The sequence below is a fragment of the Yersinia sp. 2540 StPb PI genome (assembly GCF_052217165.1).
GTDB classification, from domain to species: domain Bacteria; phylum Pseudomonadota; class Gammaproteobacteria; order Enterobacterales; family Enterobacteriaceae; genus Yersinia; species Yersinia enterocolitica_E.
Genome location: NZ_JAZGQC010000001.1, coordinates 4801624 through 4819167 on the forward strand (window position 1 = coordinate 4801624; position 17544 = coordinate 4819167).

Below are 17544 nucleotides of genomic sequence, written 5' to 3' on the forward strand. Positions count from 1 at the left end.
TAAATATTATTGATATAAGAATGATTCTCAATTGAATCAAGAGTGGCATGGAATAATGACTATCCAGTTAGAAACCGCGACAACCGATGTGGCTGCGCAATGTTTCCTCAACGCATTGATGCGTGAAACCCGGGACTGGCAAATCCTTCCGACAGCAAACAATCAACCCTATCCACAGCTCCATATCCCTCTTTCATCGTCACAAGCTATTCGTATTGCTTTACGCCATATATCCCCAACACAACATCATCACTATCTGTTCCCAGCCTATCTATATCAGCAGGACGATGGCGCGGGTACGGCACTTGGCATGGAACAGTTGGTGACCTTGTTGTTGGATAAACCTGCAGTAAAAGGTGACCTGTCAGATGAGGTGGTTACACGTTTCCGCCAGCGGGTTCTGGAAAGTCATGACAACACCCAACAGGCAATTAATATTCGTCTGGATTGGCCGTCACTGCGCGATAAACCACTCAATTTTGCTCAGGCTGAGCAAGGCTTATTGGTCGGTCATGCCTTCCACCCGGCGCCAAAATCCCATGAACCCTTCAATGAAAAAGAGGCACATCGCTATCTGCCAGACTTTGCCGCTCGTTTTCCACTACGCTGGTTTGCCGTGGATAAACGCTTTTTGTGCGGTGAGAGTCTCACCCTGACACTGCAACAACGTCTGCAACGTTTTGCCAGCGAGAGTGCACCACAGCTACTGGCACACTTTACTGATGATATTTGGCTGCTGCCGATGCACCCCTGGCAGGCTGATCACCTGTTGTCCCAGGAGTGGTGCCAGCAGTTGGTACAACTGAATGCACTGCAAGACTTGGGTGAAGCAGGTGAACGCTGGCTGCCGACCAGTTCCTCCCGTTCGCTGTATAGCCCATCAAATCGCGACATGATCAAGTTTTCCCTCAGTGTCCGCCTGACCAATTCGGTACGTACGCTATCGGTAAAAGAAGCTAAACGTGGAATTCGCTTGGCCCGCCTGGCTCAAACCCTGCGCTGGCAAACATTACAAGCACGCTATCCAACCTTCCGGGTTATGCAGGAGGACGGTTGGGCCGGTTTATGTTCCGCTGATGGCACGGTGCAAGAGGAGAGCCTGATGGTGCTACGCGACAACCTGTTGTTCAGCCAGCCAGATGCTCAAACCAATGTACTGGTCACCTTGACTCAGGCCGCACCAGATGGAGGCGACAGTTTGCTGGTTGCCGCAGTACGCCGTTTGGCGGCGCGTCTAAATCTTCCGCTACGCCAAGCCACCCACTGCTGGCTGGATGCCTATTGCCAACAGGTCTTATTACCACTGTTCAGCACCGAAGCTGATTACGGTTTGGTGCTATTAGCCCATCAGCAAAACATTCTGGTAGAAATGCAGCAAGACTTGCCGATCGGTATGTTGTATCGCGACTGTCAGGGCAGCGGCTTTACCCAAGATGCCACACCGTGGCTGGAAGAAATTGGCGAAGCCGAAGCGGAAAACCGCTTCACTGAACAACAACTACTGCGCTATTTCCCCTATTACTTGCTAGTCAACTCCAGTCTGGCTGTGACCGCCGCATTAGCGGCTGCCGGTTTTGACAGCGAAGAGAATCTGATGATGCGGGTCCGCGACGCACTCCATAGCCTGCGGGCTACGGCTAAAAATACCCTTTGTTTGGATTACGTACTCGATAGCACGCATTGGAACTGCAAGGGTAATTTCTTCTGTTATCTGCATGACCACAATGAAAATACCATCGTTGATCCGGCAGTTATCTACTTTGATTTCGCAAACCCATTTCGTTTCCCTTACCAAGATCGCCTGGGAGTTGCCCAATGATGCCACAAGCTAAGTTGATGCACTCCGCAGGCAGTTTTCGCTGTGAACAGTTGGGAAAAAATCTGACCCTCAGCTTAGGGTTGGACGGCAGCGCGGTGTTGCACTCACCCGGACCATTGCCACCAGGCTGGCTGGTACCGGCATTGGATCAGTTGTTCGTTGCCGCACCACAATTAACCGGTATTGCGTTGCCCTATGCCGAGTGGCGGGAAGAGCCGCAAGCACAAGCCGTGTTTGCCTTGAGCTATGGCGACTATCTGGCACGGGATCTATTTTATCAACTACCACTGTGGCTGGGAGCAAAACGCCATCGGGCGACTGATCAGATGCAGTATGACGCCGAGCGAGATATCTGGTTCCCACAACGTGCTGCGCGCCCTAACGGCGAAGTTTATCGCCGTTTCGATCCGCACATTAAACATACCCTGAGCTTCCGCTTACCGGAAATTGATCGCGACACAGAGCAGTTTACTCGCTGGATGAACTCGCCGCGCGTAGATGCTTTTTGGGAAATGAGTGGCCCGCTTGAGGTTCAGGCCGCGTATCTGCAACGTCAGTTGGATTCGCATTATTGCTATCCGCTCTTGGGTTGCTTTGACGATCAACCTTTTGGTTATTTCGAAGTTTATTGGGCAGCAGAAGACCGGATTGGTCGCCATTACCGTTGGCAGCCTTTTGATCGTGGACTACACATGCTGGTAGGTGAAGAGCGCTGGCGAGGAGCGCAATACATCCGCAGTTGGTTACGTGGCCTGACACACTATCTGTATCTGGATGAACCGCGCACAGCCCGGGTAGTAGCTGAGCCACGCGCCGATAACCAGCGCCTGTTCCGCCACCTGCCTGCCGCCGGCTACCACACCTTGAAAGAGTTTGATTTCCCGCATAAACGCTCACGACTGATAGTGAATCAGCGCGCAGATTTCTTCCAAGAGGGTACGGTATGACCACTGACAATTACGCCAACTGGCAGCGCGTTAACCGTCAGATGATCGCCAAGATCCTGGCTGAACTGGAATATGAACGCACCCTGTGTGCCGCGCCAGCAGGCCAGGCATGGAGTATCACCTTGCCGGGTGCGGTTTATCGCTTTAGTGCCGAACGGGGTATCTGGGGCTGGCTGCATATTGACCCCGCCTCATTGCACTGCGAAGGAGTGCCGCTGACCGCTGACCATATGCTACGCCAACTGGCTCAAGTGTTGCAGATGGACGATGCACAGGTTGCTGAACACCTGGAAGACCTCTATGCCACGCTGCGCGCAGACATGCAGTTACTCTCTGCCCGTCAGGGCATGAGTGCCGAACATCTGATTGCCCTTGATGCTGATGCACTACAATGTCTGCTGGCCGGCCACCCGAAATTTATCTTCAACAAAGGCCGCCGTGGCTGGGGTCTAACCGCCCTGCATCACTACGCGCCAGAATATCAAGGGCAGTTCCGCCTGCATTGGGTCGCCGCCAAACGTGGCAGTTTTGTCTGGTGCGCGGATGCACAATTCCCGTTGGACAGGCTGCTCGACAGTGCGATGGATAGCACGGAACGCCAGCGATTTGAGCGCCACTGGCAGCAGCTCGCGTTGAATGACGACTGGGTACCGGTGCCCTTACACCCATGGCAGTGGCAGCAAAAAATCGCCCTGCACTTCCTGCCACAATTAGCCGAAGGTGAATTGATCGAACTGGGTGAGTTTGGTGACCACTATCTGGCGCAACAATCATTACGTACCTTAACGAATGTCAGTCGCCGCGTGCCATTTGATATCAAATTGCCACTGACCATCTACAACACCTCTTGTTATCGCGGCATCCCCGGTAAATATATCAGCGCAGGTCCTGCGGCTTCGCATTGGTTACAGCAAGTCTTTGCACAAGACCCTACGCTACGGGCAAGCGGTGCTGAGATCCTCGGAGAACCCGCAGCCGGTTATATGATGCACCAGACCTATGCCACCTTGAGTAAAGCGCCCTATCGCTATCAGGAAATGCTCGGCGTGATTTGGCGAGAAAATCCGTCCTGCTATTTACAACCGGGCGAACAGGCAATTTTGATGGCAACCCTGATGGAAACCGATAATCAGGGGCATCCGTTGATTGCCGCCTATATTGCACGTTCGGGGCTGAGTGCCAAAGCCTGGTTAGAACAGATGTTTCGGGTGGTCGTGGTGCCAATGTACCACCTGATGTGTTGTTACGGTGTGGCACTGATCGCCCACGGCCAAAACATCACTTTGGTGATGAAAGACCACATACCGCAACGTGTGCTATTGAAAGACTTCCAGGGCGATATGCGCCTGGTTGATAAAGAGTTCCCGCAAGCGGCCTCACTGCCCAGTGTCGTGAAAGCCGTCACCGCACGCTTATCTGCCGACTACCTGATACACGACCTACAGACCGGGCATTTCGTCACCGTGCTGAGATTTATCTCACCACTGATGCATGTGTGTGGCATCAATGAACACCAATTCTATCAACTGCTGGCACAGGTACTGCAGCGCTACATGGCACAGCATCCAGACATGGCAGAGCGTTTTTCCCTATTTGATTTGTTTAAACCACAAATTATTCGTGTAGTCCTCAACCCGGTGAAACTCACCTATTCAGAGCAGGATGGTGGCAGTCGAATGTTGCCAAATTACTTGCAGGATCTGGATAACCCTCTTTATTTGGTCACCAAGGAGCTAGCCTAATGAATCAAACTTTAGATTTCATCGGCATTGGCATAGGCCCATTTAACCTCAGTATTGCCGCCCTCGGCAGCGAAGTTTCTGGCTTTAACAGCAAATTCTTTGAGCGTAAATCACACTTTACCTGGCACCCCGGCATGATGGTGCCAGATTGCCACATGCAGACCAGTTTTTTGAAAGATTTGGTCAGTGCGGTGTCGCCAACCAATCCCTATAGCTTCCTTAACTACTTAGTCCAAAGGAAGAAATTCTACCGATTCCTGACGACTGAACACCGAACGGTTTCACGGGAAGAGTTTGCAGACTACCTCAGTTGGGCTGCCCATGGGTTAAGCTCGCTAGAGTTCAGCCAAGATATTCAGAGTGTGGATTTTGACGACCAGCAGCGCCATTTTGTCGTGACCACAACACGCAATGTCTACCATGCCCGCCATGTTTGTCTGGGGATCGGCAAACGTATCAAGTTGCCGGAATGTGTCGGCGAGCAAAACGATCGCTGTTTCCATGCCAGTGAAATGGCACTGCGCAATCCCGATCTGGCCGGTAAACGAGTCACCATCGTCGGTGGTGGTCAGAGTGGAGCTGACCTGTTCCTCAACATCTTCCGCGCTGAGTGGGGCCAACCGAAACAGTTAGATTGGATTTCACGCCGGAATAATTACAACGCACTGGATGAAGCCGCTTTTGCCAATGAGTACTTCACCCCGGAATACGTTGACGGTTTCTATACTCTGAACGACAACGCCAAGCAACATATGCTGGCTGAACAGAAAATGACGTCTGACGGCATTACCAGTGAGTCGCTACTGGCTATTTACCGTGCTATGTATCATCAGTTTGAGGTGTTACGTGAAAAGCCCTGGGCGCGCCTGCTCCCTAGCCGCTCACTGACAGCGATGCATCCGCAAGGTAACGGTTACCAATTAGTCACCCATCACCATCTCGATCAGGGCAAAGAAACCTTTGACAGCGACGTGACTATCTTCGCGACCGGTTATCAACAGGAACGTCCGGCATTCCTTAAACCACTGGCCAGCCGCCTGATGACCACTGCCGATTATCAATACCGCATGGCTCCCGACTTCACCCTCGATTGGCGAGGCCCACACGATAACTGCTTATTTGCAGTCAACGCCGGTATGCATAGCCACGGCATTGCAGAACCGCAGCTCAGCCTGATGGCTTGGCGATCGGCGCGTATTCTCAACCGGGTTTTAGGTCGTGAACAGTTCGATTTAACATCCACTCCGGCGGTGATCCAATGGCGCAGCCAGCCGCCGGCCGTTATCCCCCGCACAGATCCCCTCGTCCTTGAAACCGCAGGGGGGTTAGCTGCGCGCGCGAATCACTTGACTGAGTAAGCTCATCGGGATGTGTTTGCAGGCTGCCTGGCTGCAACTCCAATGAGTTTGGGTTTAGAACAATCGTTAAACCAACTTTAATTTTTAACATAACCTCTAATATGGGAAAAAGAGAATAACAATGAAACGCAGACACCTCTGGGTATTAAATCCGTGCCTGTTAGCTATGCTCGTGCCCGCAGCATGGGCAGAAGATCAAATGGTAGTTTCTGCCAGCCGCTCACACCGCAGCGTGGCCGAAATGGCACAAACCACCTGGGTGATTGAAGGTCAGGAACTCGAACAACAAGTTCAAGCTGGCAAGGAAATCAAAGATATTTTGGCGCAATTGATTCCTGGCATGGATGTTAGCAGTCAGGGCCGGACCAACTACGGCATGAATATGCGTGGCCGATCAATGATGGTAATGATCGATGGCGTGCGCCTGAACTCTTCACGCAGCGATAGCCGTCAGCTTGACGCCATAGATCCGTTTAATATTGGGCATATAGAAGTTATCTCCGGTGCCACTTCGCTTTACGGTGGCGGTAGCACTGGCGGCTTGATCAATATTGTGACCAAAAAAGGTCAGGAAGAAAAACAGGTCGAACTACAAGTTGGCGGCAAAACCGGTTTTAACAGCCATAACGATCACGATGAGAATATCGGGGCTGCGGTGAGCGGCGGGAATGAGCAAGCATTCGGTCGTTTTTCTGTTTCCTATCAACGTTATGGCGGCTGGTATGACGGTAAAGGCGATGAGGTGTTGATCGATAATACCCAGACCGGCCTGCAATATTCCGGCCGCCTTGATGTGATGGGCACAGGTACCTTCAACATTGATGACCATCAGCAATTGCAGTTAACCACCCAGTATTTCAACAGCGAATCTGATGGCAAACACGGATTATATCTGGGGGAAAACTTCTCGGCAGTGACGGGTACCGGCCAGGCATCTAACAGCGGCAATTTGAACTCAGATCGTATTCCAGGCACTGAGCGCCATCTCATCAACCTGCAATACTCCAATACCGACTTTTGGGGTCAGGATTTGGTAGCACAGGTGTTTTACCGTGATGAATCATTGACCTTTTATCCGTTCCCAACCCTGAACAAAGCAGGTACTGCTGTAACCAGTATCGGTGCATCACAGCAGAAAACCGATTTTTACGGCGGTAAACTGACGCTAAACAGTAAACCTATCGACAGCCTCACGCTGACTTATGGTGTCGACGTGGAGCATGAAAGCTTCAACGCCAATCAGCAGTTCTTCAATCTGGCACTGGCACAACAGTCTGGCGGGATGACCTTACAAAATGCCTACAATGTTGGCCGTTATCCAAGTTACACCACCACCAATCTCGCGCCGTTCCTGCAAACCAGCTATGACATCAACCCCATCTTTACCCTGAGTGGTGGCGTACGTTATCAATACACCGAGAACAAGGTTGATGATTTCGTCGGCTATGCGCAACAACAAGCTATTGCTAACGGCAGCGCGACCTCAGCAGATGCAGTGCCAGGCGGGAAAACGGATTACAACAACGTCCTGTTCAATGCCGGTTTGCTGGCGCATCTGGCACAAAGCCAGCAGACGTGGTTCAACTTCTCTCAAGGGTTTGAGATCCCCGATCTGGCGAAATATTACGGCTCCGGGACCTATCAGTTGGTCAACGGCCACTACCAACTGCAAAAAAGCGTCAACGTAAATGACTCCAAGCTGGAGGGTATTAAGGTTAATGCTTATGAATTGGGCTGGCGCTATACGGGTGATAACCTGCGTACTCAAATCGCCGGTTACTACTCTCTGTCTGACCAAACTATTGCCATCAACAAAACAGACATGACCATCAGTGTGTTGCCGGACAAACGCCGGATCTACGGGGTTGAAGGCGCGGCGGATTATTTCTTCGAAGACAGCGAATGGAGCACCGGAGCAACATTTAACCTGATTAAATCTGAGACCAAAACTGACGGCAAGTGGCAGAAACTCACTGTTGATACCGCCAGTCCGTCGAAAGCCACCGCTTATATTGGTTGGGCGCCGGGTGATTGGAACCTGCGAGTACAATCCCAGCAGACCTTCGATGTGTCAGACAGTAAAGGCCGTAAACTTGATGGTTATAACACGATTGATTTCCTGAGCAGCTACACCTTGCCAGTGGGTAAAATCAGCTTCAGCATCGAAAACCTGCTGGATAAAGAGTACACCACCGTTTGGGGCCAGCGCGCACCAATTCTGTATAGCCCCACCTACGGAGCACCTGATCTCTATACCTATAAAGGACGTGGCCGTACCTTTGGTGTGAACTACTCTGTGTTGTTCTAATCACGGGATAAAAACGGGCGTAAATATACAGTTACGCCCGTTTTTCACCTTAACGATAATAGACCGCGATATGCTGATCTTGTACTTTTTCGATACGGATTTTTATATCGAAAATCTCTTCAAGAATATTGGGTTGCATAATCTCTGCGGGTGCCCCTCGATAAATAACCTCACCATTCTTCATCGCAATAATGTGGTCAGAATATGCAGAAGCAAAATTGATATCGTGGATAACGAGAATAATGGTTTTGTGCAATTCATCTGCGGCACGCCGCAATTGTTTCATCATCGCAACGCAATGTTTCATATCTAAATTATTTAATGGCTCATCCAGCAGGATATATTTTGTATCCTGACAAAGCACCATTGCTACATAGGCGCGTTGCCGTTGCCCACCCGAAAGCTCATCAAGATAGCGATCCTTCAGCGGCACCAGATTAAGAAACTCCATCGCAGCATCAATATACTGACGGTCATTTTCGTTGAGCCGCCCTTTTGAATAGGGATAGCGCCCGAAGCCAACCAAATCTGCTACAGTCAGGCGGCTGGTGAAGTGATTTTCCTGACGTAAAACTGACAAAATAGTCGCCAGTTTATCGCCAGAGGTTTTTGCCACATCCAAACCATTAAACAGCACACTACCAATATCAGGCGCCAGCAACCGGCTCATAATCGACAATAACGTAGATTTGCCAGCACCGTTTGGTCCAATGATTGAAGTAACACCACCAGAAGGAATGCTCTCATTTATATTATTGAGAACCGCTGTATCCTGGTATTTTTTATTAATGTCATTAATTTCAATCATACCGGAGCCTTTTTTATTAAAAGATAAATAAACAGCGCACCACCGACAAACTCAATAACCACCGATAATGTCCCAGACATATTCAGTAAGCGCTCCAAAATCAATTGCCCACCAACCAATGTAATAGTTCCCAGCAGAAAAACACCGGGTAGCAAATATTGATGGCGGAATGAACCAACAATTGGATAAGCCAAATTAGCGATAAGCAAACCTAAAAATGTCAGCGGCCCCACCAGTGCTGTAGAGATGGCGACCAACAGCGAGACCAGCAGCAAAATAGTGGTTATCTTTTTCTGATAGGCAACGCCGAGATTAATTGCGGTATTTCGACCAAGCGCGATAATATCGAGGCAATGGCGCATGCGCCAAACAATAAGGCCCACAATCACAACTATCCCCGTAGAAACGGCAATAATCTCTGCGGGCGCTCGGGTAAAGGTGGCAAATACCCTCCCCTGCAATATGGCAAACTCCCCCGGCGAAAGAAGACGTTGCATCAGGCTCGATAGACTGCGGAACAACGTGCCACAAACCAAGCCAACCAGCAGCACCTTATGCAGATTGATCCCCACACCGGTCAGTAACCAACGGTAAAGAAACACCGAGAACAATAACAGCAGTGCCGACTCACAGAGAAATTTCCCCGTAATACCTAACACTCTGAAACCATTGGCATCAACAAAAAACACCAACATGGTCTGGATGAGAATAAACAGTGCTTCTAATCCCATCACTGATGGCGTCAAAATACGGTTATTGGTTACTGTTTGGAATAAGACAGTGGCAACTCCCGCAGCAAAGGCCACCAACAGCATGGTGGCTAGAATAAGACCGCGATGCACCAGAATATACTGGATGTTGCTCCCCAGATTAATTGTCATGAAGATGACAATCGCAGCGACGGCAATAATGCTCAACAGTAACAACCGCTTTGCCGGTATGCTTAATGCCCGATTTGCGCCCTGAAACCAATTCCCTTTTGATGAATACTCATTAACCTGCATGGCGTTTTGTCCTAACAATTAATAATAGGAAAACCAGTGCACCAATCGCGCCCAGAATAACGCTGGCAGGGATTTCAAATGGGTAGCTAATTAATCGACCGATAATATCGCATAACACGACCAGACCACCACCACAAAGACTCACCCAAGGTATGGTTCGGCGCAGGTTATCTCCCATCGCCATACTGACAATATTGGGTACAATCAAACCGAGAAAAGGAAGCACGCCAATCACGACCACAACCACGCCGCTGATGATGGCTATAATGGACATTCCCGTCAGCATAACGCGTTGATAATTTAGCCCAACATTGACCGAGAAATCCCGCCCCATACCTGCCACGGTAAAACGATCGGCGATTAGGCAGGCAATCAGCGTTAAGGCTCCCACTATCCACAACAACTCATAGCGACCCTGCAAGACACCCGAGAAATCACCAGACTCCCAACTGCCCAACGATTGCAGGAGATCAAACTCCATCGCCACGAAGGTTGTTACTGCACTAAATACAGCCCCCAGCATAATGCCGGTCAGCGGCACCATCAGCGCTGATTTCATCCGCATTCGCGCCAACAACATCATAAAAAGGGCCGTCCCCCCCATCGCGAATACCGTAGCCACCAACATTTTCACCATCACCGGAGCCGATGGACTGAAAACCATCACCAACAATAAACCAAGGCTGGCGGACTGGGTCGTACCCGCAATAGAAGGTTCGACAAAACGGTTCTGCGTCAGCATCTGCATGATGAGGCCAGCAACACTCATGGCGCTGCCAGCAAGGACTAATGCCAGCGTCCGTGGCACCCGGCTAAGTATAAAGATGTCGCGCATATCGGGATCCGACCAGACATCAGCAAAAGTGACATGGCCGGCACCGATAAACAGGCTACAGATCATCAGGCCCAGTAAAATAACCAGGCCAACTAGAAAGCTAAGATTCTTCATCAGTGAAAATTACTGCGCTGGCGCTGATTTATCCAACACAGCACTGACCTTATCCATCAGTTTTGTATAACTCTGTACGCCACCGGCAATATAGAGCGAGGAGGAGTCGAGATAGATAACCTGATCATTCTGCCATGCTTTGGTTTTATGGATCAGTGGGTTATCAAGAATCTGTTGTGCCGATTGGCCTTCAGTACGCCCAATGGCATTGTCTCTATCCAGTACAAACAACCACTCAGGATTAGCATTGAGAATGAATTCAGAGGTCACTACATTCCCATGACTACCCGTTTGTTCGAAAGTGGCCGCAGGGGTGAAACCTAACTCATCAAACACAAAACCGAAACGGGAGCCCGGCGTGTAAGCTGACATTTTCCCGCCGCTGACCATCACTACCATGGCTGATCCGGCATTAGCTGATTTTTGCTTTATCTCATTTATCTGAGATGAGAATTTGCCCAGCAGTGCCTTCGCTTCTTCTTCTTTACCAAAGATAGAGGCCAGTTGCTCAGTACGCTGAGTCAGACTCTGGGTAAAGTGCTTGGTATCGACATCAAGTGCGATAGTCGGTGCGATAGCGCTAAGTTTGTCATAAGCATCATGAGCACGGCCACCGGCAATGATCAGGTCAGGTTTAGCCTGACTTAATGCCTCGTAATCGGGTTCGAATAATGTGCCAGCATTCAGGTATTCAGTGCCGCTGTATTTGGATAAAAATGCGGGTAGATGAGTACTGGTTTGCGGGACACCTGCCACCTTAATGTTCAGGGCATCGGCAGTATCGAGCACGGATGGGTTCAGTATGATGACTTTTTGCGGGTTTAGTGGAACCTGAGTGGTTCCTTGCGCATGCTCAATACTGATTTTGGCTGATTCTTCTGGCGCGGCAGATGAATCATCACACCCTGTCATCGCAACAGTTGCGGCCAGTAATGACGAAAATAAAGCTAGACGTAATTGCATTTTCTCTCCTGAAAAGTGGGGATGTAAATATCCTTGAGTGCTAACGCTAATGATTTGCATTACTAATGTCGGAATGATACCCATCTATGCATACGATGAACAGGTTCCGTCATCAAGCTTCTGATAAATTGACAGGATTAATAGATCGCTTAGATACATTTGGCAGGGTTAATACACTGAAGAAAAAATCGTAACATATTGTATTTACTTAATATAATTACAAAATTAAATATGTTTATCATGACCTGATTATATTATGGAGAAATTATGAATTTTCTACGCCAATGCCACCAGTTCTCTTGCCAAGATAGATAGAGCTGCTCATCCGCCCATTCTTATCAGCGCTAAAAATGGGCGAATGTCAGGCTTATAGGTCTATATTCAACGCGCAACGGCCTCTATTATCGATACGTAACTACCGGTATTTATGATGCGGTTTAGTTTCAGATCGGCTCCGGCGAGTATCACTTTCAGCTCAGCTTCGGTGCGTTCTCTCCCACCGTCAAAGCTCCCCATCAAGAGCAGATCCATATTTTTCCCGAAGTGAGGGGTATTTCCTTCAGGAATAATGGTATCCATAATGAGGACTTTTCCATTAGGAAGCATGGCCTTACGACAATTATGGAGTATTAGTGTTGTCTTTTCATCCGGCCAGTCATGAGTGATATATTTTAATAAGTAAAAATCTGCCGGAGGACATGATTCGAAGAAACTGCCAGGCTGGAGCCTCCATCTTGAGTCATCCCCCAGTTCACCAAGACGATGTCTTTCCAGCACCGGAGTTTGATCGAACAAAATACCGTGCAGTGTCGTATTAGCCTGTAATACTTTTAGCAGCAAGCCGCCTAACCCCCCCGCAATATCAACAACGGTGGCATGGTCTGGGAAATGATAGCTACGTACCAGAGCCAGGTTTTCCACCGCCGACATCGAGGACATCCCGGTGTGAAAATCATATTCAGGAGAGCGAGTCTGTGGTTGCGACCAGTATTCGAAGAACGACACGCCATATAGTTGTTTAAAAGCAGAGTGGCCGCGAACGCTTTCAACGATATTCCCCAGCGGGCCCCAAAATGTCTCATCGGTTAACATCAGTACCGCAGAACGAAGCGAATGCGAGGTCGCGGTACACAAAAACTCAGCCGCTGGCGTGAGTGTAAATCGCTGCCCATCAACTTCTTTAAAGATATTTCGCGTTGCAAGCAATCGCATCACTCGATGCAGTTGCTGTGGATCAACCTCCAATTCTGTTGCAAGTTCCTGTACCGTTTTTGGCCTTTGTATAAGATGGTCGGCAACCCCCAAAATAGCCGCTGCCCGCAGTGACGCTTGATAAGTAAAGCCCATTGCTTGATCCAGTAAAAATAATGCTGCCGTCTCACTTTCAGGAGAAATAGTCGTATTAGTTGTCATGCTTATAATACCTCAAATTAAATATTCAATAAGAGTTATAGTCGCAATACCCAGAGCCAACCTCCTGCCTATACCCGGCAGAAAGTTAGTTCAGATATATAATGATTGCTAAAAATAACCACGCCACTAATTAGCGGCAGATATATTTAAAGAGGATTTGTTCTGGTTTATTTACGTTCGGCACTTGATGTTTACATGGTGATTAACATCATCACTATCATGCTTATAATAATTTGATTTATAAGAATTTATAATTTAAAAGGACAATATAGATCTGGGCATCGCTCTGTGGTCTGGATAGTGGTTGGTCACTTCTGATGAAAAAAGAGGGGATACTCGCTGCATCCCCGCCAATAACCTCTAATTGCTTATTTTATTATATATTCCACAATTTCATCATATTGGCTTCCCTCAATAAACTGAGTAATAGACATAAAGGTGATGCCGTTATCTCCATGTAATTTTTTGGCTCGTTCAATCAGTTGAACATGCGTTATGACCAAGTCGGTATCGCTGGGGATCTCCTCAATTTTAGCGTTGGATACTTTAATATCGATCATGACCTTCTTCAGCTTTGTTTTCAAAACCGACGCCCCAATTACGCTAGACCCCATACCAGCATCACAGGCGACGACTCTCTTTTCAATCTGTCTGGTGCCCAGCTCCTTCATTGTTATGGTGATGTTTATAAATGGTTATCTTATGTTTCGCTTAGTATACTTATTGACATGTTATTCATAATTCTGGTGTGAGCAATATGTCGACTTATGCTGTGCGTAGTGTCATTTGGGTTGGGATATACCTTTTTTTTATTCTGGCCCCTCTGTTGGCATTATTAACCGGTACATTACCCCCAGCTCGAGATTTCTGGACGGAGTTTTCGATTGCCCTTGGTTATGCCGGATTGGCAATAATGGGGCTACAATTTGGTCTGACTGCCCGTTTCCGTTATGTCACCGAACCTTGGGGTGAGGATATTATCTATCACTTCCACCGACGAATCTCTTTGATTGCAGTCGGGCTGGTTATCGCACATCCCTTAATCCTATTTGTTGTTCGTCCAGAGTTATTGGCACTACTAAACTCCTTCGACGCGCCGTGGCGAGCCCGTTTTGCCGCCCTATCAACCTATGCATTAATTGCTTTGGTTATTACCGCATTGTGGCGAGTTCAACTAAAAATACGCTATGAAATCTGGCATTTATCTCACATTATTCTGGCCGTAGTGGCGGTTGTTGCCGGGGTCATGCATATGGTCGGCTGGGGGTTTTACCTCGACGACCCATTAAAAAGAGCACTTTGGGTTGGCCTGATTCTTTTTTGGTTTGGTTTGCTACTGTATGTGCGGATCGTCAAACCGCTGTTTATATTGCGACGCCCCTATCGCGTGGTAGCAGTACGGCAGGAACGGGGTGATACCGCCACCTTGGTGATGATGCCCGATGGCCATGACGGTTTTCGCTTCACTCCCGGACAGTTCGGTTGGTTAACCATTTGGGGTAGCCCGTTTAACATTACCGCCCATCCGTTCTCTTTTTCATCCAGCGCACAGGTGAGTGACGGGCGCGTGGAAATGTCGATCCGCAATCTGGGGGATTTTACCTCTAACATACCTAAAGTCCCCATCGGGCAACGGGTCTATTTGGATGGCCCCTATGGGGCATTCACATTAGGAAATCCGGCAGACATGCATGTTCTGGTCGCCGGTGGTGTTGGGATAACGCCAATGATGAGTATGTTGCGAACACTGGCTGATCGCGGTGACCAACGGCCAGCCCTGCTACTTTATGGCAGCAAAGATTGGGAATCGATCACCTTTCGTGAAGAGTTAGAAGCATTAAAATCACGGCTTAATTTGGTCGTGGTGCATGTGTTGTCGAACCCCGCGCCAGACTGGACGGGGGAAAAAGGATTCATTGATGCCGAGGTGTTCAAACGGCACTTGCCCCCTCCCTATGCCAGTCACGAGTATTTTATATGTGGCCCCAATGTCATGATGGATGCTATCGAGTCTGCGCTGAATGAAATCGGTGTTCCTATGTCGAAATATCATTCAGAACGTTACAGTTTTGCCTGAGGAGTTTACCGATGCGACGTCTATTTGCTGAACGTTTAGTGATTGCCACGGCTGTGGTTGTGATTATGGTGGCGCTGCTATTTGCCTGGCTGCGGGTGGCTGGGTAACAGCATAAAAGCGGTCAAGAGAGCGCACGCCACCAGATGGCAAACCGCACCTTGGCCGCACTGTATTGTTACCAAAAGCCATAACTGACGTCATTGGCAGCAAAAATTGCTATAATGGGGCATGTTTAGTGTCGATATCGTCTTGCAAGTCCCCTTTATCTGGGGAATAACCTTACATCTACCCCTAACTCACCCGCGTGTAGATATCGGTCGCCCTGCACCACAAGGTAACCCTGTTAAAACACTGCAACATCCATCAACGGGCCGTTTTATCGTCAAATGGCCGTAACCTCAAACTGTACAGACTTAAATAGGATCTAACTTACACAGAGCCAGGCCCACCCGCCTTTTCAGGTGTGTTCAACCGTCGTTGAGGCAGTTCAACGATATGGGTCTTGCCACAACTGAGATTAACTATGCTGACTCTGCTTCATCTGCTTTCTTCTGTCGCCCTGCTGGTGTGGGGAACACACATTGTTCGCACCGGTATCATGCGTGTTTACGGTGCCGATCTGCGCCGGGTTCTGAGCGCCAGTATCCAGAAAAAACCCACGGCTTTTATCGCCGGTATTGGTGTCACGGCGCTAGTACAGAGCAGTAATGCTACCGCGTTACTGGTTATCTCATTTGTATCGCAGGGGCTTATCTCCTTGTCGCCGGCCTTAGTGATTATGTTAGGGGCAGATGTTGGGACGGCGCTGATGGCCCGGGTGCTGACATTTGATCTCTCCTGGCTCTCACCGTTGCTAATCCTGGGTGGGGTTATTGTTTTCCTCGGCCAGCGCAAAAGTCGGATTGGTCAGATGGGGCGGGTAGGCATCGGTCTCGGGTTGATTATTCTGGCACTGCAACTGATTGTCACTGCCGCCGGGCCGATTACGCAAGCAACCGCCGTGCAAGCCATTTTTTCATCTCTGACCGGTGATACCATTCTGGCATTATTGATTGGCGCACTGTTCGCCATGATCAGTTATTCCAGTCTGGCCGCAGTATTGCTGACCGCCACACTGGCCGCTACCGGTTTAGTTCCGCTAAATATCGCCCTCTGTATTGTGATTGGCTCTAATCTGGGCAGTGGTTTGCTGGCACTGATCAGCAGCCGTGGGCAGAATGCCATCTCCCGACAAGTGGTGCTGGGCAGCCTACTGTTTAAAGTGATCGGCTGTATTTTAGTCCTCCCTTGGGTCAATATGTTAGGGCAATGGCTCATTAGCCGTAATTTGCCCGCCGCCGAAGTGGTCATTTACTTCCACGTATTTTATAACCTGCTGCGCTGCTTGTTGATGCTGCCATTTGTTGGAGTGATGACTCGTATCTGTAGCCGATTAGTCAGCGATGACCAAACTACCCTACAACCCTCGGCCCCGCGCTATCTTGATATTACCGCCATCGATACTCCTTCGTTAGCCTTAGCAAACGCAGTGCGGGAAACCCTGCGAATGGGTGATGTGCTGGAGCAGATGCTGGTGCGGTTTAAAGAAGTACTGGAGGGGAATAAACAGCAAAAGCATGAAGTCAGTTTGTTGGAAGATGAAGTCGACATGCTGTATAGCGCCATTAAGCTCTATTTAGCGCAAATCCAGCAGGATGAGTTGGGTGAGATTGATTCCCGTCGTTGGGCTGAAATTATTGATACGGCGGTTAATCTGCAACAAGCCGGCGATATTATTGGCCGCATGACTGCTGATGTGGCAGCCAAGTCACTCAATGCTCGTAAGCCATTTTCGGCCGAGGGGTTTGAAGAGTTAAATACCCTGCACACCCGTCTGGTAGCCAATCTGGATTTAGGAATGTCTGTGTTTTTATCCCGCGATATCAATAACGCCAAACGCCTACGCCGTGCCAAGCATCGTTTCCGTTTATTAAACCGCCGCTATTCTCACTCTCACGTTGAACGCCTGCATCAACAAAATGTGCAGAGTATTGAAACCAGCAGTCTGCACATGGGGCTATTAGGTGATATGAAACGTTTGAATTCACTGTTCTGCTCAACCGCATACCATGTGTTAGAAGTGCAGGAAGAGGCATTAGATTAAGGTAATAGCGGGG

14 protein-coding genes are annotated in these 17544 nt (G+C 49.1%); 8 read left to right on the forward strand and 6 right to left on the reverse strand.

The features are described from left to right. The first annotated feature begins 55 nt into the window (after positions 1-55). The 5 genes from V1956_RS22495 to V1956_RS22515 all read left to right on the forward strand — a co-directional run bounded on the left by V1956_RS22495 (position 56) and on the right by V1956_RS22515 (position 8174). Positions 56-1819 carry an IucA/IucC family protein gene (locus tag V1956_RS22495; protein WP_442825721.1) on the forward strand — a complete coding sequence of 588 codons (1764 nt, stop codon included), beginning with the start codon at positions 56-58 and terminating at the stop codon, positions 1817-1819. After that, on the forward strand, positions 1816-2766 hold the full coding sequence (locus V1956_RS22500; protein WP_372560561.1) for a GNAT family N-acetyltransferase: 951 nt from the start codon (positions 1816-1818) through the stop codon (positions 2764-2766). Before V1956_RS22495 ends, V1956_RS22500 begins: the two co-directional genes overlap by 4 nt. Next, positions 2763-4508, forward strand: coding sequence for an aerobactin synthase IucC (gene iucC / locus V1956_RS22505; RefSeq protein WP_442825722.1), 1746 nt, complete (start codon positions 2763-2765; stop codon positions 4506-4508). The genes V1956_RS22500 and iucC overlap by 4 nt, the downstream gene beginning before the upstream one ends. Further along, positions 4508-5866, forward strand: a complete 1359-nt coding sequence (locus V1956_RS22510) for a lysine N(6)-hydroxylase/L-ornithine N(5)-oxygenase family protein (protein WP_372560559.1) — start codon at positions 4508-4510, stop codon at positions 5864-5866. The genes iucC and V1956_RS22510 overlap by 1 nt, the downstream gene beginning before the upstream one ends. A gap of 121 nt (positions 5867-5987) precedes the next feature. After that, positions 5988-8174, forward strand: coding sequence for a TonB-dependent siderophore receptor (locus tag V1956_RS22515; RefSeq protein WP_372560558.1), 2187 nt, complete (start codon positions 5988-5990; stop codon positions 8172-8174). A gap of 49 nt (positions 8175-8223) precedes the next feature. On the opposite strand, the gene V1956_RS22520 is transcribed toward V1956_RS22515, so the two are convergent. From V1956_RS22520 to V1956_RS22545, 6 genes are all read right to left on the reverse strand, one after another. Further along, positions 8224-8982 (reverse strand): iron ABC transporter ATP-binding protein, encoded by a 759-nt coding sequence (locus V1956_RS22520; RefSeq protein WP_372560557.1) that lies wholly within the window; start codon positions 8980-8982, stop codon positions 8224-8226. Further along, positions 8979-9986 (reverse strand): iron chelate uptake ABC transporter family permease subunit, encoded by a 1008-nt coding sequence (locus V1956_RS22525; RefSeq protein WP_372560556.1) that lies wholly within the window; start codon positions 9984-9986, stop codon positions 8979-8981. Before V1956_RS22525 ends, V1956_RS22520 begins: the two co-directional genes overlap by 4 nt. Then, positions 9976-10935 (reverse strand): ABC transporter permease, encoded by a 960-nt coding sequence (locus tag V1956_RS22530; RefSeq protein WP_083162523.1) that lies wholly within the window; start codon positions 10933-10935, stop codon positions 9976-9978. The genes V1956_RS22525 and V1956_RS22530 overlap by 11 nt, the downstream gene beginning before the upstream one ends. 9 nt (positions 10936-10944) lie before the next feature. Continuing rightward, on the reverse strand, positions 10945-11898 hold the full coding sequence (locus V1956_RS22535; protein WP_083162521.1) for a siderophore ABC transporter substrate-binding protein: 954 nt from the start codon (positions 11896-11898) through the stop codon (positions 10945-10947). Positions 11899-12279: 381 nt separating this feature from the next. Then, the gene (locus tag V1956_RS22540) at positions 12280-13311 is read right to left on the reverse strand and encodes a methyltransferase (RefSeq protein WP_442825723.1); all 1032 of its coding nucleotides are present in this window, start codon (positions 13309-13311) and stop codon (positions 12280-12282) included. A gap of 368 nt (positions 13312-13679) precedes the next feature. After that, the gene (locus V1956_RS22545) at positions 13680-13982 is read right to left on the reverse strand and encodes a hypothetical protein (protein WP_442825724.1); all 303 of its coding nucleotides are present in this window, start codon (positions 13980-13982) and stop codon (positions 13680-13682) included. A gap of 86 nt (positions 13983-14068) precedes the next feature. On the opposite strand from V1956_RS22545, the gene V1956_RS22550 reads away from it, so the two are divergent. From V1956_RS22550 to V1956_RS22560, 3 genes are all read left to right on the forward strand, one after another. Beyond that, the gene (locus V1956_RS22550; protein WP_083162517.1) at positions 14069-15388 is read left to right on the forward strand and encodes a ferredoxin reductase family protein; all 1320 of its coding nucleotides are present in this window, start codon (positions 14069-14071) and stop codon (positions 15386-15388) included. A 228-nt stretch (positions 15389-15616) separates the two neighbouring features. After that, a complete protein-coding gene (locus tag V1956_RS22555; RefSeq protein ID WP_372560552.1) occupies positions 15617-15784 on the forward strand; it encodes a hypothetical protein in 168 nt (55 codons plus the stop codon). A gap of 127 nt (positions 15785-15911) precedes the next feature. After that, positions 15912-17531 carry a Na/Pi cotransporter family protein gene (locus V1956_RS22560; RefSeq protein ID WP_083162515.1) on the forward strand — a complete coding sequence of 540 codons (1620 nt, stop codon included), beginning with the start codon at positions 15912-15914 and terminating at the stop codon, positions 17529-17531. Positions 17532-17544: the final 13 nt, after the last annotated feature.